Source organism: Vibrio sp. R12-SG2-ISO1, assembly GCF_059834045.1.
Genome location: NZ_JCBDGO010000015.1, coordinates 212,508 through 234,214, shown reverse-complemented (window position 1 = coordinate 234,214; position 21,707 = coordinate 212,508). Strand labels below are relative to the sequence as shown.

The 21,707-nt window shown below is 49.6% G+C and carries 17 protein-coding genes; 14 read left to right on the top strand and 3 right to left on the bottom strand.

The window, feature by feature from the left end:
• The 3 genes from AC6R10_RS11520 to mscS all read left to right on the top strand — a co-directional run bounded on the left by AC6R10_RS11520 (position 1) and on the right by mscS (position 3,440).
• Positions 1 to 1,161, top strand: a complete 1,161-nt coding sequence (locus AC6R10_RS11520) for a phosphoglycerate kinase (RefSeq protein WP_334568348.1) — start codon at positions 1 to 3, stop codon at positions 1,159 to 1,161.
• 165 nt (positions 1,162 to 1,326) lie between these two features.
• Entirely contained in the window at positions 1,327 to 2,403 is a 1,077-nt protein-coding gene (gene fbaA, locus AC6R10_RS11515) for a class II fructose-bisphosphate aldolase (RefSeq protein WP_500672301.1), read from the top strand.
• Between the two features lie 173 nt (positions 2,404 to 2,576).
• The gene (gene mscS / locus AC6R10_RS11510; protein ID WP_500672300.1) at positions 2,577 to 3,440 is read left to right on the top strand and encodes a small-conductance mechanosensitive channel MscS; all 864 of its coding nucleotides are present in this window, start codon (positions 2,577 to 2,579) and stop codon (positions 3,438 to 3,440) included.
• Between the two features lie 60 nt (positions 3,441 to 3,500).
• Here mscS and AC6R10_RS11505 read toward each other — a convergent pair whose 3' ends face one another.
• Positions 3,501 to 4,127, bottom strand: coding sequence for a LysE/ArgO family amino acid transporter (locus AC6R10_RS11505; RefSeq protein WP_334553533.1), 627 nt, complete (start codon positions 4,125 to 4,127; stop codon positions 3,501 to 3,503).
• Positions 4,128 to 4,236: 109 nt separating this feature from the next.
• Between AC6R10_RS11505 and AC6R10_RS11500 the strand changes: the two genes are divergently transcribed.
• The 3 genes from AC6R10_RS11500 (at position 4,237) to AC6R10_RS11490 (ending at position 7,957) form a co-directional block, all read left to right on the top strand.
• Complete coding sequence (locus AC6R10_RS11500; RefSeq protein ID WP_500672299.1) at positions 4,237 to 5,139, top strand: LysR family transcriptional regulator ArgP; 903 nt, start codon at positions 4,237 to 4,239, stop codon at positions 5,137 to 5,139.
• 86 nt (positions 5,140 to 5,225) lie between these two features.
• A complete protein-coding gene (locus tag AC6R10_RS11495; protein ID WP_500672298.1) occupies positions 5,226 to 5,942 on the top strand; it encodes an oxidative stress defense protein in 717 nt (238 codons plus the stop codon).
• 161 nt (positions 5,943 to 6,103) lie between these two features.
• On the top strand, positions 6,104 to 7,957 hold the full coding sequence (locus tag AC6R10_RS11490) for a GGDEF domain-containing protein (RefSeq protein ID WP_500672297.1): 1,854 nt from the start codon (positions 6,104 to 6,106) through the stop codon (positions 7,955 to 7,957).
• Between the two features lie 196 nt (positions 7,958 to 8,153).
• Here AC6R10_RS11490 and pykF read toward each other — a convergent pair whose 3' ends face one another.
• A complete protein-coding gene (gene pykF, locus AC6R10_RS11485; RefSeq protein ID WP_334553540.1) occupies positions 8,154 to 9,566 on the bottom strand; it encodes a pyruvate kinase PykF in 1,413 nt (470 codons plus the stop codon).
• A 431-nt stretch (positions 9,567 to 9,997) separates the two neighbouring features.
• Here pykF and AC6R10_RS11480 point away from each other — a divergent pair, with 431 nt between their 5' ends.
• Together AC6R10_RS11480 and glmS are read left to right on the top strand one after the other, a co-directional pair.
• On the top strand, positions 9,998 to 10,759 hold the full coding sequence (locus AC6R10_RS11480) for a DeoR/GlpR family DNA-binding transcription regulator (protein ID WP_487903578.1): 762 nt from the start codon (positions 9,998 to 10,000) through the stop codon (positions 10,757 to 10,759).
• A gap of 156 nt (positions 10,760 to 10,915) precedes the next feature.
• Entirely contained in the window at positions 10,916 to 12,748 is a 1,833-nt protein-coding gene (glmS, locus tag AC6R10_RS11475; protein WP_334553543.1) for a glutamine--fructose-6-phosphate transaminase (isomerizing), read from the top strand.
• A 50-nt stretch (positions 12,749 to 12,798) separates the two neighbouring features.
• Here the strand turns inward: glmS and AC6R10_RS11470 are convergent, their stop codons facing one another.
• Entirely contained in the window at positions 12,799 to 14,889 is a 2,091-nt protein-coding gene (locus AC6R10_RS11470; protein ID WP_500672296.1) for a TonB-dependent siderophore receptor, read from the bottom strand.
• A 180-nt stretch (positions 14,890 to 15,069) separates the two neighbouring features.
• On the opposite strand from AC6R10_RS11470, the gene AC6R10_RS11465 reads away from it, so the two are divergent.
• From AC6R10_RS11465 to AC6R10_RS11440, 6 genes are all read left to right on the top strand, one after another.
• Entirely contained in the window at positions 15,070 to 16,893 is a 1,824-nt protein-coding gene (locus AC6R10_RS11465; RefSeq protein WP_500672295.1) for an ABC transporter ATP-binding protein, read from the top strand.
• A 135-nt stretch (positions 16,894 to 17,028) separates the two neighbouring features.
• The gene (locus AC6R10_RS11460; protein WP_500672294.1) at positions 17,029 to 17,874 is read left to right on the top strand and encodes an ABC transporter ATP-binding protein; all 846 of its coding nucleotides are present in this window, start codon (positions 17,029 to 17,031) and stop codon (positions 17,872 to 17,874) included.
• Entirely contained in the window at positions 17,805 to 18,869 is a 1,065-nt protein-coding gene (locus tag AC6R10_RS11455; RefSeq protein ID WP_500672293.1) for a FecCD family ABC transporter permease, read from the top strand. Before AC6R10_RS11460 ends, AC6R10_RS11455 begins: the two co-directional genes overlap by 70 nt.
• 1 nt (position 18,870) lies before the next feature.
• Positions 18,871 to 19,914, top strand: coding sequence for a FecCD family ABC transporter permease (locus AC6R10_RS11450; protein WP_500672292.1), 1,044 nt, complete (start codon positions 18,871 to 18,873; stop codon positions 19,912 to 19,914).
• A gap of 20 nt (positions 19,915 to 19,934) precedes the next feature.
• The gene (locus AC6R10_RS11445; RefSeq protein WP_500672291.1) at positions 19,935 to 20,882 is read left to right on the top strand and encodes an iron-siderophore ABC transporter substrate-binding protein; all 948 of its coding nucleotides are present in this window, start codon (positions 19,935 to 19,937) and stop codon (positions 20,880 to 20,882) included.
• A 48-nt stretch (positions 20,883 to 20,930) separates the two neighbouring features.
• Positions 20,931 to 21,707, top strand: coding sequence for a DUF3450 domain-containing protein (locus AC6R10_RS11440; protein ID WP_500626407.1), 777 nt, complete (start codon positions 20,931 to 20,933; stop codon positions 21,705 to 21,707).

Genomic DNA, 21,707 nt, shown 5'->3' with positions numbered 1-21,707 from the left:
ATGTCTGTAATCAAGATGACTGACCTGGATCTAGCAGGTAAACGTGTATTCATCCGTGCTGACCTAAACGTGCCAGTAAAAGATGGCAAAGTAACTTCTGATGCGCGTATCCTCGCGTCTCTACCAACAATCAAGCACTGCCTAGAAGCAGGCGCGAAAGTGATGGTTACTTCTCACCTAGGTCGCCCAACTGAGGGTGAATACGCGGAAGAGTTCTCTCTACAACCTGTCGTAAACTACCTAAACGATGCACTTGACTGCGAAGTGAAGCTAGCGAAAGACTACCTAAACGGTCTAGAGCTGAACGCGGGCGAGCTTGTTGTTCTAGAAAACGTTCGTTTCAACGCTGGTGAGAAGAAAAACGACGAAGCACTGTCTAAGCAGTACGCTGCACTCTGTGACATCTTCGTAATGGACGCATTCGGTACGGCTCACCGTGCACAAGCATCAACTCACGGTGTGGGTATGCACGCTGACGTTGCGTGTGCCGGTCCTCTACTAGCGAACGAGCTAGAAGCGCTAGGTAAAGCAATGGACAAGCCTGCGCGTCCAATGGTTGCTATCGTTGGTGGTTCAAAAGTGTCGACTAAGCTGACTGTGCTTGAGTCTCTATCTAAAATCGCTGACCAACTGGTTGTCGGTGGCGGTATTGCTAACACCTTCATCGCAGCGGCTGGCCACAACGTAGGTAAATCGCTATACGAAGCAGACCTAGTCGACACAGCGAAAAAGCTAATGGAAGAGTGCGCGATTCCAGTGGCGACTGACGTTGCTTGTGCGAAAGCATTTGATGAGAACGCAGAAGCGGAAATCAAAGACGTATCTGAAGTTCAAGACGACGACATGATTTTCGACCTAGGTCCAAACTCTACTGCGCAATTGGCTGAGATTCTGAAGAACGCGAAAACCATCCTTTGGAACGGCCCTGTGGGCGTATTCGAATTCAAGAACTTCGAAGCGGGCACAAAAGGTATCTCTGAAGCGATCGCAGCGTCTGAAGGTTTCTCTGTTGCAGGCGGTGGTGACACGCTAGCGGCGATCGACAAGTTCGGTATCAAAGCGGATGTGTCTTACATCTCAACGGGCGGCGGTGCGTTCCTTGAGTTTGTAGAAGGCAAGGTCCTTCCAGCGGTTGAAATGCTAGAAGCACGCGCTAAGTAATTGATAGAAAGCGGGGGAGTCTCTCTCCCGCTTTCTTGTTTGCGGCACATCACATTTTTGCTAGAATAGCGCAAGTTGTGAGCAAACGTTTGCAAGAATTTAAACTGAAAAGTTTTATTTTTATAACGACCATTTTTAAAAATGACAGCTAATAGGATTAAATCCATGTCTAAGATCTTCGATTTCGTAAAACCAGGTGTTATCTCTGGCGATGACGTTCAGAAAGTGTTTGAAGTTGCAAAGGAAAACAACTTCGCTCTACCAGCAGTGAACGTAGTAAACACAGACTCAATCAACGGCGTTCTAGAAGCAGCAGCAAAAGTAAAAGCGCCTGTTGTGGTTCAGTTCTCTAACGGCGGTGCCGGTTTCTTTGCGGGTAAAGGTCTAGAACTTGAAGGTCAAGACGCACAAGTGCTTGGCGCAGTTGCTGGCGCGAAATACGTTCACGCTGTTGCAGAATCTTACGGTGTGCCTGTTATTCTTCACACTGACCACGCAGCGAAAAAACTGCTTCCTTGGATCGACGGTCTACTAGATGCGGGTGAAGAGTTCTTCGCTCAAACTGGCAAGCCACTTTTCTCTTCTCACATGATTGACCTTTCTGAAGAGTCTCTAGAAGAGAACATCGAGATCTCTGCAAAATACCTAGCTCGCATGGCGAAAATGGGTATGACGCTAGAAATCGAACTAGGCTGTACTGGTGGTGAAGAAGACGGCGTTGATAACTCACACATGGACGCATCTGAGCTGTACACTTCTCCAGAAGACGTGGCTTACGCTTACGAGAAATTGGTGGCAATCAGCCCTCGTTTCACTATCGCAGCGTCTTTCGGTAACGTACACGGCGTTTACAAGCCAGGTAACGTTGTACTGACTCCAACTATCCTACGTGACTCTCAAGCGTACTGTGCTGAGAAGTTTGGTATTGCACCTAACGCACTAAACTTCGTATTCCACGGTGGTTCTGGTTCAACTGAAGCAGAAATCCAAGAGTCAATCAGCTACGGTGTCATCAAAATGAACATCGATACTGATACTCAGTGGGCAACATGGGACGGTATTCGTAAGTACGAAGCGGAAAACCACGATTACCTACAAGGTCAAATCGGTAACCCAACTGGCGAAGATGCGCCAAACAAGAAGTACTACGATCCACGCGTATGGCTACGTGCTGGTCAAGCTTCAATGGTTGCTCGTCTAGAGAAAGCATTTGCTGACCTAAACGCGGTTGATGTATTGTAATTCAGCCCGTCACTTTGATTGATAAGAAGCCGCTCATCGAGCGGCTTTTTTTGTGTCCGCTTTTTAATACAAATGAATATAAATTGTTATAAACTCTGGCGAAATACCATGGCTTTGCGTAATCTGTAAGCTACAACTATTCAACTAAGTCACTTTAATAGAGGAAAGAGAGTATGGCAGAAGAATCAACAGGGATTGAAACGCCAATCATCGACAGCTTGTCTCACGCCGAATCTTGGCTAAATAACAATTCAGATTTACTGATTCAGTATGGTGTGAACATCATTTCTGCGGTCGCTATACTGTTTATTGGTAACATCATTGTTAAAAGCATTGCTAACAGCATATCTAAAGTTCTAGAGAAGAAGCAGATGGATAAAGCGGTCGTCGACTTTATTCACGGTCTGGTTCGCTACCTACTCTTTGTGATTGTGTTGATTGCCGCGCTCGGCCGAATTGGTGTTCAAACGGCGTCTGTGGTTGCGGTTATCGGTGCGGCCGGTCTTGCGGTTGGTTTAGCGTTGCAAGGCTCGCTGTCTAACTTCGCAGCGGGTGTGTTGATTGTCGCGTTTCGTCCTTTCAAATCCGGTGATTATGTTGAGATTGCCGGTGTGGCAGGCAGCGTTGATTCCATCCAAATTTTCCAAACGGTGCTGAAAACGCCTGACAACAAAATGGTCGTGGTGCCAAACGCGGGCGTTATCGGCGGTGCGATCACTAACTACTCTCGTCATGAAACGCGACGTGTTGATCTGGTGATTGGCGTTTCGTACAAATCCGATCTTAAGCAGACCAAGCAAGTGATCCGTGAAACGTTGGAAAAAGATCCGCGTATCTTGAAAAATCCAGATATCACGATTGGCGTTCTCGCTCTGGCGGACTCCTCGGTGAACTTTGTGGTTCGTCCTTGGGTGAAAACGGCGGATTACTGGGGGGTTTACTTCGACTCGATGCAAAACATTAAAGAAGCGTTGGATGCGGCGGGTATTGAGATTCCATTCCCACAAATGGACGTGCATCTCAACAAAGTCGACTAATACGATTGAACGATTTAATGCGAAAAGCGAGGCCCTTGAGCCTCGCTTTGTTTTATCCACTCATCCCCAGCCTTGCAGCAAGTGCTTGGCGAGCATGCCAGCGATGACCCACATCATGGTACCGACCAGCAAATCAATCACTTGTTTTACTCTAGGTTTGGATAAGGTGGGCGCCAATTTAGCGGCGCCAATCGAGAGACCGTAAAACCACACAAAAGACGCCAAGATAGTACCGATGGCGAAAGAGAGTCGCTCCTGACCTTCGAATTGGCCGCCGATGGAGCCCAAAATAACCACGGTATCGAGATAAAGGTGCGGATTGAATACGGTGACGGCGAGCGCGCCTAAAATGACCGCTTTACGACCGCGCGATAGCTCACTACTTTGCAGCCCTTCGCTGTGGGAGGCCAGCGCACTTTTCAGAGAAAGGAATCCATAGTAGCCGAGAAACAGAATGCCGCCGATGGTCACTAAGGTCAGCAAGGTTTCATTTTGTGACAGAATCGCCCCGCCGCCAAAAATACCGACAGAGATAAACAGCATGTCGAGAAAGCTGCAAATCGTCGCCGTAGTCAGATGGTGTTGACGTTTGATGCCTTGATTCAGTACGTAAGCATTTTGCGCGCCAATGGGGATAATCATACTGGCTCCTAAGCCAAACCCTTGCAGCATTAACCAGAAACTCACGATAACCTCTCTTTTTGTTCATGATAGGCGCCCACAATAATCAGAATTAAGATATAAATACAATTAATGATTCTAATTGATTATTAGTAATACTTATGAGGATGGTGCAATGAAAGGGCTGGATTATCGTTGGATTGAAGCGCTTGATAGTGTGGTCAAAACCGGTGGCTTTGATAAAGCGGCCAATACGCTGTATGTCACCCAGTCTGCGGTGTCACAGCGCATCAAACAACTTGAGCGATTCGTGGCGCAGCCCGTCTTGGTTCGTGACCAGCCACCAAGGCCTACTCCCCTTGGTCAAAAGCTGCTCGGCTTCTATCAGCGTATTCAATTGCTGGAACAAGAGTTGATTCCGGAAATTAGCAATCAGCAGCCTTTGCAAATCCGTCAGATCTCGATTGCGACCAACGCCGATAGTTTGGCCACCTGGCTACTACCGGCGTTGAGCTCGGTACTGAAAAAGCACCCGCTCGAGATGAGGTTTGAAGTCGATAGAGAGGGCCGTACACTTAATAAACTCAAGCAAGGTGAGGTGGTGGGGGCGATCAGTATGGCAAGCCAAGCCCTCAGTGGTTGCGTGGCCCGCTATTTAGGGCGGATGGATTACATTTGCGTGGCCACGCCCCAGTTTCGCGAGCGTTTTTTTCCAAAAGGATTGACCAAAGAGGCGCTATCGATAGCCCCTGCGGTCTCGTTTGATCAACACGATCCATTGCATCGAGATTTTCTCAAACAGCATGACATTGATATTGATCGAGGGATCAACCACTGGGTCTCGAGCTCTGAGGCGTTCGTCAATATGGCGCTTAACCATTGCGCTTACTGTTTGATTCCCACCATACAGATCGAAAAGGAGCTTGAGCAGGGCACTTTGGTCGATTTGCTTCCTGGGTTTTGTCTCTCCTTTGAGATGTATTGGCACCACTGGCAACTCGAAACAGGCCTGCTGAAAGAAGTCAGCGAAGCGATTCTCAGTTATGCGCAGCAGCATCTGATCCAACCGAGTCGTTAATTCTTTGTCAGTTTTCTCTTGTCTCACTTGGTGAAGAAATCAACGTTTTCTATTATGTATGAAATACCTAACATACGGATCGCTTTATGACCAACCCAACTCGAATGTCTGCTGTGCGTGTTCAATGTAGCTGGCTCGCTTTGCTGGCCTGTGTGACCAGCGCGCCGAGCTTTGCCGAGATAGACTTTCCCCACCTTAGCACCACAGGCTATGGTGAGGTCACCGCTGAGCCTGATATGGCGAAATTTACCGTGACCGTGGTCGAATCTATGCTCACCGCAGAGCAGGCTAAACAAGCCGTCGACCAAGTGGTGAGTGACTTTCTCAAAGCGTTAGGGCGGGAAGAAGTCCCGAGCGAGCAGATTCAAAGCTCTAATCTCTATCTCTCACCTCAATATCAGTATCCTAAGAATGGGTCTCCTGAGTTGGTCGGCTATCGTGCGACTCGTACCATTCAAGTCACGGTCAATGAACTGGAAAAGCTCAATGATTATCTTGATCTGGCGCTGAGTGTGGGCATCAACCAAGTGAGCAATATTGAGTTGAAAGTAAAAGACGCCGCACGTTATCAAGATCAAGCCCGTCAAGCGGCGATCCGTGATGCCAATCAGAAAGCGCAGGCGTTGTCTGAAGGGTTTGGTAAAACGATCGAAGGCGTGTGGCGGATCGATTATCGTAGTCAGCAAAACCAACCGGTATTGATGCGTACCATGAGCATGGACGCGAAAATCGAGTCATCTGGCTACCAAGACTCATCGATCATCATTCGTGATAGCGTGGATGTCATTTATCAGATTGATTAATTTCTTACTAAAAGCCTTTATTTTTTAAAGGGAAAAATAGCGAGTTGTCGAATGTGTCATCGCTCGCTCTTTAATCGACTTTCGTATTAATGCTATACTTCCTCCTCATTTTTTTGAGAGCATAGCTAGTGATGAAAAGCCGCAGTAACTTTTGGTATCTAATGCTAGTTATGTTAGTGCTCATTACGATAGTGACGACTTACTATCATAGCCGATACCAAGAAGTAAAAACGGCAGCAATGAACACCATCATCACTCAAGCTTCACATCAATTGACCTACAGCGAACGCGAGTATCTGAATGTTCGCAATCAGTTTGTTTCTGTCGTCAATTTGTTATCGCACAGTCGTAATCTTTATGACTATATTGCCGAGCCAACGGACGAGCATAAAACCATTGTCGAGCAGTCTTGGGTCTCGGTGACCGACAGCCAGTTGTGGTATACCCAAGTCCGCTATCTGGATCGTCAAGGCAAAGAGCAGATCCGCGTGAACTTCCGCGATGGCAAAAGTGTGGTCGTGAGTGAGGAGAACCTGCAAAATAAATCGCAGCGCGACTACTTTGATTACGCTCAAACTCTGGCAAAAAATGAGATAGGGACTTGGGGCGTCGATTTGGAAATCGAGCGTGGTGAGGTGGTTTATCCCTATCGTCCTAGCCTGCGTTTGTTGACCCCGATATACATCGATGAGGTGAAGACGGGTTACCTTATTCTTAATGTCGATGTGGAAGCGTTGGCATCGAGACTCAACTATGCCCCCGATGGCCTACTGCGGCCAAAACTCGCTAATGACGGCGGTTATTTCTTAGTGAGCGACAATCAACAAGAGCGTTTTGGCCATGTGATTGAAGAGCGTAAGCACTTCAGTTTGCCTCAACTCTTTCCTCAAGCTTGGGCCAAGATGCAGGTCAAAGAGTCCGGCTCAGTGATGGAGAACGGTGAACTACTCGTGTTTGAGAAGTTGTTCCTTTCCCCTCGCCATGAGATGTACTTGGTGATCCATTTAAGTCAGCCTCAACTCAATGATCTCACGGGTCGAGAATTGTTGGATCTACTCCAAGAGGCGCTGCTCGCGACGCTACTGGTGATCGCAGTGATCGTGCCTGGTGGCGTATTGATCTTCTATTATCGTAAACGCAGTATTGAGAGCCAACTGGCGAGAGCGGCGCTCAGTGGGATGTCGGCGGTGATCATCACCGACCGCTGGTATCGAGCAATTTTAGTCAATGATGAGTTCAATAAGCTTACGGGACTAAGCCAAAAAGAGGTGGTGAATCGGAATGTGTTCAAGATCTTGCTGGGGGAAAAGCAGATCGAAGCCTCAATGCACATTTTTGAACAACTGTCTAAGCATCAGTTTTGGGAAGGAGAGGTGAGACTCAACAGTTCGCCGCTCGATTATGACGTCACTTTGATTGCACGTGTTCAGAGCGTATTATCGAAAACAGGCAGCGTCAGTTATTACATCACCTCTCTCGTGGATATTTCTGATCGTGTTGCCCTTGAAGAGCGCCTCAGGGTGCTGAGCGAAATTGATGAGCTAACCCAGCTTTGGAATCGACGTAAGTTTGATGCAGAGCTAAGAAAGAGCGCCAAGCTAGTGGAGCGCTACGGAGAGAGTAACACCACCTGCCTTGCCTTGATCGATATTGATTACTTTAAGCGAATCAATGATGAGCAAGGGCATGACCAGGGGGATCGCGTGATTCAGCGAGTAGGAAATCTGATCAAAGAGCGCTTACGCGATACCGATTTTGTGGCGCGAATTGGCGGCGAGGAGTTTGCAGTGATCATGCCTCACACGCCGCTTGAAGAAGCAGAACGTGCGCTCGATAGGTTGCGGGTAGCAACGGCGAATCAGCTGGATATTCCGGTCACGATCAGTGTTGGCGTCACGGATATGACGAACGATTACACTCGCTGTTATAAATGCGCGGATATCGCGCTGTATGAATCAAAAACCTTAGGGCGCAACCGCGTCTCTACTTGTCGCAGTAGCGACGACATCGCATAACGAACTCTTTTGTCTTTAAGCATGCCTCGTCTTCAAGTACGTCTTGTCTTCATTGAGCACGTCAGTGCCTAAGTTAGTCCCCGCAATCTTCTTGCTAATCTCACTCTCTTTGTTAACTGCTCTATGCGTATCCGTGATTGCAGGCAAAAGAAAAGGGAGCCGAAGCTCCCTTGATTCATGTTACTGAGTTCAACGATTATAGAACGTGAACTGACGCTGTGTTGGTTGTGCCAGAAGCAACAAGTGCACCTGATACCATTACAACGATGTCGCCTTTGTTACCAAGGCCAGACTCAAGTGCCAACTCTTTACCTTTGATGTAGAAAGAGTCAGTGCTGTCGATTGAGTCAACCAATACTGGGCGAACGCCTTTAGTCAGAACAAGTTGAGCAGCTGTCTTCTTGTTAGTCGTTAGCGCTAGGATGTTTGCTGTTGGGAAGTACTTACGTACTGAACGAGCAGACTTACCGCCTTCTGTTGCAACAACGATAAGAGGAGCCGCTAGCTTCTCAGCAGTGTCTACCGCGCCTTTACATACCGCTTCAGTGATGCGTAGACGTGGGCTGTCTAGACGTGAACCTAGTTCCGCTTTTAGTGCAGAATCCGTGCGGTTAGCGATTTGAGCCATGATAGTTACCGCTTCTACAGGGTACTTACCTTTCGCTGTTTCGCCAGAAAGCATCACTGCATCTGTACCGTCCATGATAGCGTTCGCTACGTCACCCGCTTCTGCGCGTGTTGGACGAGGGTTCTTGATCATAGAATCCAGCATTTGAGTCGCTGTGATAACCACTTTACGTGCACGGTTACATTTCTCGATCATCATCTTCTGAGCGAAGATCACTTCTTCTGCTGGGATTTCAACACCTAGGTCACCACGAGCAACCATGATACCGTCAGAAAGCTCTAGGATCTCGTCGAAGTTATCCACACCTTCTTGGTTTTCGATCTTAGAGATGATGTGGATGTTTTCGCCGCCGTTGGCGTCTAGAAGTTCACGGATTTCTTTCACGTCTGCTGCTTTACGAATGAAAGAAGCGGCAACGAAATCAACGCCTTGCTCACAACCAAATTTAAGGTCGTTTTTGTCTTTTTCAGATAGAGCTGGAAGTTGAACAGAAACACCAGGAAGGTTAACACCTTTGTTTTCACCCAGTGCGCCGTTGTTTAGAACTTTACACTTCACTTCAGTTTCTGTTGTTGCGATCACTTCCATCTCGATAAGACCATCATCGACTAGGATAGTGTTGCCAACGTTTAGGTCAGCAGCGAAACCTGCGTAAGTGACCGCAACAGTGTTTTTGTTACCAACAACAGAAGTGTCTGTTGTGAACGTGAATTCTTGACCCGCTTCTAGATCAACGTCATCGCCGTTTTCTAGTTTGATCGTACGGATTTCAGGACCTTTAGTATCCAGAAGAATCGCAAGCTGTTTACCAGTGTTTGCCATGACTTCACGGAAGTTCGTGATACGAGTGCCGTGTTCTGCGTAGTCACCGTGAGAGAAGTTAAGACGCATTACGTTCATGCCTGCGTTTACAAGCTCAGTCAGTTTCTCTACAGATTCAGTTTTAGGGCCAATCGTACATACGATTTTGGTCTTTTTCATGGAAGATACTCTCCGGTCAATAATAGTTACAATTTGAAAGTCATGGATCATGTCGAAGTCGAGCGTTTTCTCGGGCTAAATGAGACGTTGCTCATAGAGATAAACGTACTTTCAAGGTCAACTTCGCTACTGAAAGTCTTTCATCAAATTTAGTCATTTTATGACTAAATTGATGGGGAAATTCGCCGCAAATTTGTGACTAACCTAGGATATCAGCGGTTAGTTGCAAAAAAATAACGGTCAATTCTGTAATTTTTTTTCTTTTCGGTGGCGAATTCTACCACTGATTGACTCAAGGATCACTGTTTAAGAATTGTCTTAGGACAAGGTTTTGCCGCAATTTTTTTATTTTTTGGTTCAAAATAAATGGACGTAAATGTTTCGTTTTGATTATAATTTGTTTTGATTTGAAACTTTGATTTTTGGTAATCATGTCGAAACGAAACACTCAATTAAGAAGACACTCTATTTCCCATCTCGTTAACGAGAAAGGAGAGGTCAGTGTTGAAGAGCTTTCTCAGCGCTTTGAGACCTCTGAAGTCACGATTAGAAAGGATCTGGCTTCTTTAGAGAAAAATGGTCAGTTGCTTCGCCGTTACGGTGGGGCGATCGCGCTACCGAAAGAAGTGGTCAGCGATGAATTGAGTGAAAATGTTTCGGTTCGCAAGAATGAGCTAGCGAAAGCTGCCGCCACCTTAATCCGTGAACACAACCGCATTGTCATCGACAGTGGCAGCACGACGGGCGCATTGATTCGTCAACTGGATGGCATGCGTGGTTTGGTGGTGATGACAAACTCGCTCAATGTCGCCAATGCGCTTAACGAATTAGAGAGTGAACCCACTTTACTAATGACGGGCGGCACTTGGGATGCACATTCCGAGTCGTTTCAAGGACAGGTGGCAGAGTCGGTACTGCGTTCCTACGACTTTGACCAGCTTTTTATCGGTGCTGACGGCGTCGATTTGGCGCGTGGCACTACCACGTTCAATGAGCTTGTGGGCCTTAGCAAGGTGATGGCGGAGGTCTCACGCGAAGTGATTGTGATGGTCGAGTCCGAGAAAATTGGCCGTAAAATCCCAAACTTAGAGCTCGCTTGGGACTGTATTGACGTATTGATTACCAACAGCGATTTACCGCCGGAGTACCAACAACAGATTGAGTCTCACGGCGTCACCGTAATTTGTGCCTAAACTTAAGTGTGAGTCTAGGCATCTCGTTTTAACCATATTATCGGCGCACGAACCGAATTGGCCACTTGGCGATATACGCCAGTGTTTTTTGCTTGCTGCTTATTCGGCTGACGCCTAAATCAAACAACCCTAGCAAAAGGGAAGGGAGTAGAACCTATGTGTGGAATCGTTGGTGCAGTGGCACAGCGTGATGTAGCGGAAATTTTAGTGGAAGGTCTCCGTCGTCTTGAATACCGCGGCTATGACTCAGCCGGTGTGGCGGTGGTCGACAGTGACAATAACCTCACTCGCGTACGTCGCCTTGGTAAAGTGCAAGAATTGGCCGACGCCGTCGAGCAAGCGAACGTGCTTGGTGGCACTGGCATCGCACACACACGCTGGGCAACGCACGGTGAGCCGTCAGAAGTGAACGCGCACCCACACATGTCTGGCGATATCGCCGTCGTCCACAACGGGATCATCGAAAACCACGAAGCGTTGCGCGAGCTGCTTCAATCTCGTGGTTACGTGTTTGAATCACAAACTGACACCGAAGTGATTGCCCACTTGGTTGAGTGGGAACGTCGCACCTCAGACACATTACTTGAAGCGCTGCAAAAAACCGCCAAGCAACTGGAAGGCGCTTACGGCACGGTAGCCGTGGATCGCAAAGATCCCTCTCGCATTGTGGTTGCCCGTTCGGGTAGCCCAATTGTGATTGGTTTTGGCGTCGGTGAAAACTTCCTTGCGTCTGACCAACTTGCGCTGCTGAGCGTGACGCGCCGCTTTATGTACCTAGAAGAGGGCGATGTTGCTGAGGTGACTCGTCGCTCAGTAACTGTCTTTGATGCCAACGGCGAAGCGGTTGAGCGTGAAGTGATTGAGTCCAACGCTGAGCACGATGCTGGCGATAAAGGCAAGTACCGTCACTTTATGCAAAAAGAGATTTTTGAGCAGCCGACGGCGCTGATCAACACAATGGAAGGTCGTATTTCCGACAAGGCTGTCATCACCAATGCGATTGGCGTGAATGCCGAAGAGATCCTTAGCAAAGTCGAGCACGTGCAGATTATCGCGTGTGGTACCTCTTACAACTCAGGCATGGCGGCACGTTATTGGTTTGAATCCATTGCTGGCGTTAGCTGTGATGTGGAAATCGCGTCTGAGTTCCGTTACCGCGATTTCGTGGTTCGTCCAAACAGTTTGTTGGTGACGTTATCTCAATCTGGTGAAACGGCGGATACCCTAGCCGCGCTGCGTTTGGCTAAAGAGAAAGGCTACATGGCGGCGATGACCATCTGTAACGTCGCAGGCTCCTCACTGGTGCGTGAGTCTGACTTTGCCTTTATGACGCGCGCAGGCACAGAGATCGGTGTGGCCTCGACCAAAGCGTTTACGACCCAGCTTGCTGCGATGCTGATGATGGTGGTGTCTATTGGTCGCTTGCAAGGCCGCGTTAATGAAACGCGCGAAGCGGAGATTGTAAAAGCGCTCCATGAGCTACCAAGTGCGATTGAAAAAGCACTCGCCTTTGACAAAGAGATCGAAGCGTTGGCTCCAGATTTTGCCGATAAGCACCACACCTTGTTCCTTGGCCGCGGCGAGTACTACCCAATCGCGATGGAAGCGTCGCTCAAGCTCAAAGAGATCTCTTACATTCACGCAGAAGCCTACGCCGCGGGTGAACTGAAACATGGCCCTCTAGCATTGATTGATGCGGACATGCCTGTTGTCGTGATCGCGCCGAGCAACGATCTGCTTGAGAAGCTGAAGTCTAACGTTGAAGAAGTGCGCGCTCGTGGCGGCCTGCTGTACGTCTTCGCCGATGCTGACGCTGGGTTTGAAGGCGATGAGAACATGAAGATCATCAAGATGCCGCACGTCAACGAAGTGACTGCACCTATCTTCTACACCGTTCCAATGCAGCTGCTGTCTTACCACGTTGCGCTGATCAAAGGCACCGACGTCGACCAACCTCGCAACCTAGCGAAAGCGGTAACGGTGGAATAACAGCCAAAAAAAGGCCTAGCATCTCGCTAGGCCTTTTAGTATCTGCTTGATTACCAGCGGTAATTGGCGTTTAGCACCACTGAACGTGATTGGCCGTAGTAGCACCAGTAATCACAACCAGACACATACTCTTTGTCTAGGATATTGTTGACGTTGAGTTGAGCTTGCCATTGCGACGTGATGTCGTAGGAGATAGACGCATCCCACAAGGTTACAGATGGGACTGTCAGATCTGACCATTTCGGGTTGTCTTTTGATTCACCGACGTAACGGACACCAGAACCAATATTTAGCCCAGGGATCCATGCTTGAGCGCGGTAGTCCAACCAAGCAGAGGCTTGATGCTCAGGAATCAGTGCGGCTCTCTTGGTTCCTTGTCCGCTTGTTTCCTCTGTTTTTGCATTGGTATAGGTGTAGTTTGCCGAGAGTTTGAGATCATCCGTTAGCTGAGCAACGGTTTCAATTTCGATACCGTTTGATGTCGCTTCACCCGTTTGTGTAACTTGATAGGTATCAGGGTTGGTGACCAAAGCGTTTTTCTCACTGATGTCAAACCAAGCGACATTGATGTACCCATCCAAGAATTCTGGCTGGTACTTTACACCGACTTCCACTTGCTCACCTTCGAGAGGCTTATACAGCTCTCCTGTACCACTATCAATCGTGCTCAAGACTTCAAAGGATTGTGAGTAACTCGCGTAGGGTGACAATCCAATGTCCGACAAATACATGATACCTGCATTTAACGATAACTGGCCATCATCTCGTGATTTCTTGTCTGAGCTGCTAGCCGTTTGGCCAACGTTCTCAGTGTTAACCCAGTCGTAGCGAGCGCCCACGCTGCCGACCCATCCTTGGTTAAGTTTTATTTGATACTGAGAGTAAACACTGGCTTGTGACTTGGTGATTTCACGATGTGTATTGTTCGCCATGTCGAGCGGGGTGTAATTACCGTACACAGGATTCCAAGGGTTGATGGTACCAAATGCGTAGCTGTCCTGCTCTTCACCTTCAGTTTCATGACGTTGAAGATCAAAACCGACAAGCACAGATTGCTCTGCGTTTGAGGTATACCAAGTACCCACAGCGTTGTTATCGAAAGTGAAGCTCTGGTTTTTCCCATCTCGATAAACCACCCCTTGTCCTAGCTCTTCAACACTCGAGTCATTGTTGAAAAAGGCATAGGAACTTCTAAGGTACAGCTCATTAGATGCGTAATTGAGATTTTGGGACCAAGTCCAACTGTCATTGATATCGTGTTGAAGTAGGTAGCCTAGAGAAAACTGTGTTCTTTCATACTTGTCGTAATCAGGTTGGCCTAGATTCGTACTTGGATCGATACTACCGAAATTGGAACCGATCAAAGTGCCCGCTGCCGGGAAGAATGGGTTGGTTGGTACACCGTCGTCTTCAAGGTAGGTAGCCAGAAGAGTCAGAGTTGTGCGATCTGAAATGTCGATCTCAAGGCTAGGAGCTAAGTAGAATCGATCATTCTCAGTCTCGTTTAGCTCTCCTTCACTGCTTTTCATCGCTCCAACCAGTCGATATCTCACAGTGCCATCTTCATTGGCAAGATCGGAAACGTCGAATGCGATCGATTGATGATTGTTCGTACCTACCTCCACTTTTAATTCACCTTGTGGCGTGAAGGTTGGTTTTTTCTGAACAGCGTTGACCACACCGCCAGGTGATGACTCACCAAATAAAATGGCGGATGGGCCTTTGATGACTTCGATACTTTCCAGTCCGTAAGGTTCGACTAGCCAAGTGTAGTAGCCATCACGAAATAGACGGTTGCCGTCTAGGTAGGTTGTCGCATTGAACCCGCGAACTTTAAACCAATCCGTATCATTATCCGCACCATAAGGCTGAGCCGTTACACCTGACGTATAACGCAGCGCTTCATCAAGCTTTTGTGGGGCGCGAGTGCGTAGGTCATCTTCGGTGACAATCGACACACTGCGAGGCGTTTCTTGGGCAGGGGTGTCGACTTTAAGTGCTTGGGCTGTGACTGTGATGGTTTCCAGTTCCGTGGTGCTCTCTTGTGCAAAGACAGCGCTTGAACATACCACTGCAGCAGGCGCCAATCCCAACCAGATCGCTTTACGAACTGCGACTGAAAGAGGAGTTTGGTTATGCATGTCCTTTTCCTATAAATGAAAGTTAAATTAGTAATGATATTTATTATTATTCGTATTGGTTTTTTATTTTACTGACTTTTTCATCAAAAGATAGTAAAACGTGCCCGACCCGAAACCCGAAACCCGAAACCCGAAACCCGAAACCCGAAACCCGAAACCCGAAACCCGAAAGTAGGAAGCATGTTCAATTGGTTTGAAAAATTAACGCAAGCGTTTCCCGAGCAAGAGCCGCAAATGCCGCCGAAGCATTTACTCGGCTTTTGTCGTCACTACACCCGAGGCTTTGAAGTGCCATTACTCTTGATGGCGATACTCAGTGCGTTGATTGCCTGGACGGAAGTGACGCTGCTCAGTTACATGGGAGAACTGGTCGATATTCTCAGCACCCAAGATCGCGCGACGTTTTGGCAAGACCAAGGCGATCGGATGTGGACTATGGTGCTGCTGGTTGTGGTGGTGATGCCCGCGCTGGGGATTACCCACTCGATGATCATGCATCAAACCTTGCTAGGTAATTATCCGATGTCGATTCGTTGGCTGATTCACCGCTATTTGCTCAAGCAAGCGGTCGGCTTTTTCCAGCGAGATTTTGCTGGCCGAGTGGCAACCAAGGTGATGCAAAGCGCCCTGGCTGTACGTGAAACCGTGATGAAGCTGGTTGATGTACTGGTGTACATCTCGGTCTATTTCGTGGCGATGATCTGGATGATGGGCGAATCGGATCTGCTATTGATGCTGCCGATTGCGATTTGGTTGGTGATGTACATTCTTATCCAGCTGTTTTTTATCCCACGTTTGAAAAAGGTGGCGACTGACCAAGCCGATGCACGCTCAGTGATGACGGGCCGAATTGTCGATACCTACACCAATATTTCAACCGTTAAGCTTTTCTCCCACTCCAAGCGTGAATTGGAGTATGCCAAAGGCAGCATGAAGCAGTTTTTGCTGACGGTGTACCGCCAAATGCGCATGGTCACTTGCCTGCTATTGAGTGTTGATGCGATTAACTATCTGCTGCTCATCTCTATTGCCGCTTTGTCGGTCATGTTATGGCTAGAGGCGAGTGTCACCATCGGTGTAATTGCGGTGGCGATCAGCATTGCGCTGCGCGTACAAGGCATGTCGAAATGGATCATGTGGGAAGTGAGCGCGCTGTTTGAAAATATTGGTACCGTGGTCGATGGCATGAACACCATCTCCAATGATGTTGAAGTGCAAGATAAACCTAATGCACCCGCGTTGACGGTGACAAAAGGCGCAATCGAGTTCGACGCGGTAGACTTTGACTACACCGATGAGAAACCGGTGTTTGAGCAGCTTAACCTAGCCATTAAACCGGGTGAAAAAGTCGGGATTGTTGGCCGCTCCGGTGCCGGTAAGTCGAGCTTGGTTAACTTGCTGCTGCGTTTTTACGATTTGAAAGGCGGCGATATTCGCATTGATGGTCAAAACATCGCAGACGTAAGCCAAGAGTCTCTGCGCCAGCAGATCGGTATGATCACGCAAGACACCTCACTGCTGCATCGTTCGATCAAAGAGAACATCCTCTACGGTGACCCAGATGCCGATGACGCGGCTCTGATTGAGGCGGCGAAAAAAGCCCATGCGCACGACTTTATCTGTGGCCTCAAAGATGAGCAGGGGCATAGCGGCTATGATGTCGAAGTGGGCGAGCGCGGGGTGAAATTATCCGGTGGGCAACGTCAACGTATTGCCATAGCGCGTGTGTTACTTAAAAATGCGCCGATCTTGATTATGGATGAAGCGACGTCCGCGCTCGATTCCGAAGTGGAGTCGGCCATTCAAGAAAACTTGCAAGTGCTGATGGAAGGGAAAACCGTGATCGCGATTGCGCACCGTTTATCGACTATTGCTGCTATGGATCGCTTGATCGTGATGGATCAAGGCCGTGTGGTTGAGCAAGGCAGTCACCAAGAGCTCCTCGTTCAAGAAGGCATCTACGCCCAACTTTGGAAGCACCAAACCGGCGGCTTCTTAGGTTAATCTTTCCAACCTCCATCACTCAAAAAGGTTCAACGATAGCGCGCTATGGTTGAACCTTTTTTTAATTACTCATATTATAAGGAAATAAAATTGATAATTGTTATCATTTTGTTTTCTTCGCTTTAAGAAAGAGTAATGCTAGACCCCCATCAACACAGTGCACGTCTCGCGGCTTCGTCCCTGGTCGTCGGTTACGATACACCGATCGTCAACAACATCAGTCTTGAGATTCAACCCGGTAAACTGACGATTTTGGTCGGTTCGAATGGGTGTGGAAAATCGACGCTGCTTAAATGCTTAGCACGAGTGCTGCCACCGATGTCTGGTCAGGTGTTGCTCAATGATGAGCCCATTCATCAATTGGGGGCGAAAGCGGTAGCAAAAACCTTAGCGCTTTTGCCACAAGGCCCGATTGCACCGGAAGGTCTCACTGTACGTGAGCTCGTCGCTCAGGGGCGCTATCCGCATCAAACCTTTTTCCAGCAGTGGAGTGAGCATGACGAGCAAATGGTGGATGAGGCAATGGCGATGGCCAACGTCACAGAGCTCGCCGATCGCGCGGTGACCGACCTGTCGGGTGGTCAGCGTCAACGTTGTTGGATTGCCATGGTGCTGGCGCAAGAAACCGACATTATTTTGCTGGATGAGCCGACCACCTATTTAGATCTCAAAGTTCAGGTCGATTTGCTGAGCTTATTGAGCCAATTGGCGCATCAACACCATCGCACCCTTGTTGTGGTGCTACATGAACTGAATCTTGCCGCTGCGTATGCCGATGAGCTCATCATGATGAAATCGGGCACCATCTACGCCGCGGGTCACCCCGAGCAGGTCTTTACCGCCGACAACCTCAAGCAGGTGTTTGGTTTAAATGCCAATGTGATTCGCGATCCGCACACACAAACCTTGCAATGCGTACCCACAGAGACCGGCAGTGTTGCCCATGGGCAGACAAAGTCGGTGATGTCGGCGGTGATATGAGACGCTGTGCTTGGTTAAGTGGCGCAGGTCTTGGCGTGATGGCGATGATACTGCTGGTTTTTTTACTTTGGCATTTATCGCTAGGGGCGCAGCCTGTCGCGCTGACGGAGGTATGGTCCGCGTTGGTGGCGTACGATGACAATCAGTTCTCCCATTTGGTGGTGCGAGAGTTGCGCTTACCACGCGCCATCGTTGCCGCGTCAGTGGGTGCGAGTCTGGCTGTGGCGGGCGCCTTAATGCAAGGTGTAACGAGAAATCCGCTCGCCGACCCGAGCTTACTCGGCATGATGACGGGCGGCGCGTTGGCGGTGGTCTATTGGATGAGTTTTGCGCCTGTCGAGGGCATCGTATGGTTGCCATTGGTGGCGGCCGTGGGCTCGCTGATTGCCGCTGCGGTAGTCTGGACGATTGCCGCGCGAACGCCGAGCGGAGTGACGCCGCTGACGTTGACGCTGACCGGCTCGGCGTTTAGCGCGTTTACCGCCGCGCTCTTGTCGATTCATCATTTGATCGACCAGAAAACGTTTGAAACCTTGCGCGGCTGGCTGGTGGGCTCTCTACTGGGGAGTCAATTGGAGACATACTGGTGGTGCCTGCCTTGGATTTTGTTTGGCTTAGTGGCTGCGATACTGCTGGCCCCTGCGGTGACGGCGATGTCGATGGGCGATCAGGTCGCGACAGGCCTTGGCATTGATATTCAAAAGCGCAAATGGCAGTTGCTGCTGTGCGTGGTGTCCTTGACGGCGGCCTCGGTCGCCCTGGCAGGTCCGTTGGGTTTTGTCGGTTTGGTGATTCCGCATGTGGTCAAGCTGCTGGTGGGCAGTGATTATCGCTGGGTCGTGCCGTATTCGCTGCTGCTTGGCGGCGCCTACTTGCTGTTTGTTGACAGTTTGGCGCGCTGGTTGATTGCCCCGCAAGAGGTGGCGACTGGCCTGATGACGATTTTGCTCGGCGCACCGCTGTTTGTGTGGCTGGTCAAAACGAGGATTCGTTAACATGGTGGCGCTAAGGTGGCTCGGCGGTCGAGTCTCATTTCGGGTTCGGCCCAAAACGCTCGGCGTCATGGTGTTGATGGCTCTTTTGATGGCGTTGCTGTGGTTGCTCAGTATTGGCATCGGCAGTTATGCGCTCTCGATGCAGGCGCTATTGGATGAGGTGATGAGTGCGCTCGGCATGCAAGGCCCCATCGCCGATAGCCAGGCGGCGTTGGTGATGTGGGAGCTACGCTTGCCGCGCAGTCTAGCGGCGTTGCTGGCGGGGGGCTTGTTTGCGCTTTCAGGAGCGCTGCTGCAAAACCTGACCCGCAACCCTCTCGCCGATCCCAGTTTGGTCGGCATCAGTCAAGGCGCGGCGTTTGCCGTGGTGTGTTTGACGATGCTGTTTCCGGAGGCGATCGACGCTTGGCGTGAAGTGAGCGCGTTTACCGGGGCGATGGTGGTCGCCGCGGGCGTGCAGAGCTTGAGTGGCTCTGGGCATCCGCTGAAATTTATCTTAATGGGTATCGGGGTGGCGGCGTTTTTCAGTGCCTTGACCTCAAGCTTGCTCACTTACGGTGATATTGATGCTGCGATCTCTGCACTGGCGTGGCTATCGGGCAGCGTGCATGCGGTGACTTGGTCTGAAGTCGGATTGCTCTCCATCGCGCTGCTGACCACCTTGGGGTTGGCGATCGGCCAAGCACGTAACATGGCGGCATTGTCGTTTGGTGTTGATATGGCAGTCGGTCTGGGCGTGAACAGTGTTTGGGCGAGCCGTGTTCAGTTGATGCTGAGTGTGTGCGCGGCGGCGCTGGCGACCGCCATTGTTGGGCCGATCGGTTTTGTCGGTTTGCTTGCACCGCACATGGCGCGAAAGATGACCATCGCAGGTCCTAATAGCCACTTAATATTGACTACATTGGTCGGCGCAAGCTTAGTGCTGTTCGCCGATACCTTAGGGCGCACCCTGTTTGCGCCGACGCAATTGGCCGCAGGCTTAGTGACCGCGCTTATCGGCGCGCCTTTGTTTGCGCTGCTCTTAATGCGAAAACAACAAGGCTAGAAAAAGAGAAGGGATACATCATGATAAGAGAAGTCACTCGGCTAGGCGCGCTGCTATTGGCCAGTGTCGTGAGTGTGTTGGCGCAGGCCTATCCGCTGACGATTGAACACAAATACGGTCAGATTGAGCTTAGCGAACAGCCGCAGCGCGTGGTCTCTGTCGGCGTCACGGATCATGATGATATTCTGGCGCTCGGCGTTATCCCACTAGCCGTACGCGATTGGTATGGTGACCAACCTTACGGCGTGTGGCCATGGGCGCAAGATGAATTGGGTGATGCCAAGCCGGTATTACTTAAAGGGCAAACGGTCGATTTTGAGGCCATCGCGCAGTTGAAACCGGATCTGATCATCGGCGTATCTTCCGGGATGGATAAGAAAACCTACGACAAGCTCAGCACGATTGCGCCCACGCTCGCACAATCTGGTGCTTATACCGATTGGGCGATGCCGTGGGATGAGCGTCATCTTATGATAGGTAAAGCGCTGGGTTATGAAGAAAAATCGCAAGCCATAGTGCAAGATATAAAGCAGCAGATTGCTAAGCTGCGGGCAAAGCACCCTGAGTTTGAAGGCAAATCGGCGGCGGTGGCGTTTTACTACAACAAACAGCCTGGCGCCTATGCGAGCAAAGACTTACGTTCACAATTTCTGATTGCGCTGGGCTTTCATATTCCAGAGTCCATTGATGCGCTCGCCAAGGAGGCGTTTTACACCTCGTTCAGCGAGGAACGTATGGACTTGCTAGACAACGACCTGGTCATCTGGCTGACCACGGAAGAGCAGCTTGAGCAGTCTAGCAACGCTATTTTTCGTAAACGCATGCCGTTTTACAAAGAGAAACGCGAATACTTCACTGGCGATATCATCGGTGGCGCGTTCTCCTTTTTTAGCCCATTGTCGATTCAATATTTGATTGATGAAATGGTGCCAGCGATGGCGAACATTCTTGAAGAGAAATCATCCTAACCCAAGCGCAGAGATTAACGTCAAAGAGAACGGATCAAAGAGAAGAGTATGACACACAATCGTTTACCCCATTTGTTGCTGGCAGGTTGGATGCTGACCGCCTCCTCTGCTGCAATGGCAACGGGGGCAGAGTTGAAACAGTCGCAACGTCTTGAAACAGAGATCACCACCGCAAATGCCAACACGCAAAGCCGCGTGTCGGCCAGCAGCGACAAAGCGCTCGATCTTGAAGCGCAAATTGAGCAGCGCCAAGCTGAGGTGGAAGGGCTAGAAGTGTATCGAGATCACCTTCGCGGAATGCTCGACAGCCAACAGAAAGAAATCGCCAGCTTTGATGAACAGTTGTCAGAGATTGAGCGCACGCGTGAAAGCATCGTGCCGTTGATGTACAGCATGCTTGATGGGCTAGAGGCATGGGTAGAGAGCGATCGCCCACTTCGCCAAGAGGTGCGCCGCGAACGCGTTGCCAAGTTGCGTGAAATGATGACTCAGTCTGACGTCAGTGATGCTGAAAAGTACCGCCGCATTCTAGAGGCGTATCAAATCGAGTTGGATTACGGCACTAAGCTTGGTGCTTATTCTGCGCCGATCGAGGTAGATGGCAAATCACTTGTCACCGAGCAGCTCTATCTCGGCCGAATCAGTTTGGTGGCGCGCAGCGTTGATCGCGCGCACTACTGGGCGTGGAATGCGTCTAACGAACAATGGCAAGCGCTCGACAGCAAAGCCGGTTTAGAGATTGATAAAGCGTTTGATGTGGCGAATAAACAAGCCGCCCCGACGTTATTGCATTTACCGGTGTCGGTTAAGGAGAGTCAGCAATGA

Bases quoted from the DNA above. Each gene is read 5' to 3' on its own strand.
- AC6R10_RS11520 (WP_334568348.1), top strand. From the start codon at position 1: ATGTCTGTAATCAAGATGACTGACCTGGATCTAGCAGGTAAACGTGTA.
- pykF (WP_334553540.1), bottom strand. From the start codon at position 9,566: ATGAAAAAGACCAAAATCGTATGTACGATTGGCCCTAAAACTGAATCT.
- AC6R10_RS11455 (WP_500672293.1), top strand. From the start codon at position 17,805: ATGCGTACCCACAGAGACCGGCAGTGTTGCCCATGGGCAGACAAAGTC.
- glmS (WP_334553543.1), top strand. From the start codon at position 10,916: ATGTGTGGAATCGTTGGTGCAGTGGCACAGCGTGATGTAGCGGAAATT.
- AC6R10_RS11460 (WP_500672294.1), top strand. From the start codon at position 17,029: ATGCTAGACCCCCATCAACACAGTGCACGTCTCGCGGCTTCGTCCCTG.
- AC6R10_RS11470 (WP_500672296.1), bottom strand. From the start codon at position 14,889: ATGCATAACCAAACTCCTCTTTCAGTCGCAGTTCGTAAAGCGATCTGG.
- AC6R10_RS11495 (WP_500672298.1), top strand. From the start codon at position 5,226: ATGACCAACCCAACTCGAATGTCTGCTGTGCGTGTTCAATGTAGCTGG.
- AC6R10_RS11465 (WP_500672295.1), top strand. From the start codon at position 15,070: ATGTTCAATTGGTTTGAAAAATTAACGCAAGCGTTTCCCGAGCAAGAG.
- AC6R10_RS11450 (WP_500672292.1), top strand. From the start codon at position 18,871: ATGGTGGCGCTAAGGTGGCTCGGCGGTCGAGTCTCATTTCGGGTTCGG.
- AC6R10_RS11500 (WP_500672299.1), top strand. From the start codon at position 4,237: ATGAAAGGGCTGGATTATCGTTGGATTGAAGCGCTTGATAGTGTGGTC.
- AC6R10_RS11480 (WP_487903578.1), top strand. From the start codon at position 9,998: ATGTCGAAACGAAACACTCAATTAAGAAGACACTCTATTTCCCATCTC.
- AC6R10_RS11440 (WP_500626407.1), top strand. From the start codon at position 20,931: ATGACACACAATCGTTTACCCCATTTGTTGCTGGCAGGTTGGATGCTG.
- AC6R10_RS11445 (WP_500672291.1), top strand. From the start codon at position 19,935: ATGATAAGAGAAGTCACTCGGCTAGGCGCGCTGCTATTGGCCAGTGTC.
- fbaA (WP_500672301.1), top strand. From the start codon at position 1,327: ATGTCTAAGATCTTCGATTTCGTAAAACCAGGTGTTATCTCTGGCGAT.
- AC6R10_RS11490 (WP_500672297.1), top strand. From the start codon at position 6,104: ATGCTAGTTATGTTAGTGCTCATTACGATAGTGACGACTTACTATCAT.
- mscS (WP_500672300.1), top strand. From the start codon at position 2,577: ATGGCAGAAGAATCAACAGGGATTGAAACGCCAATCATCGACAGCTTG.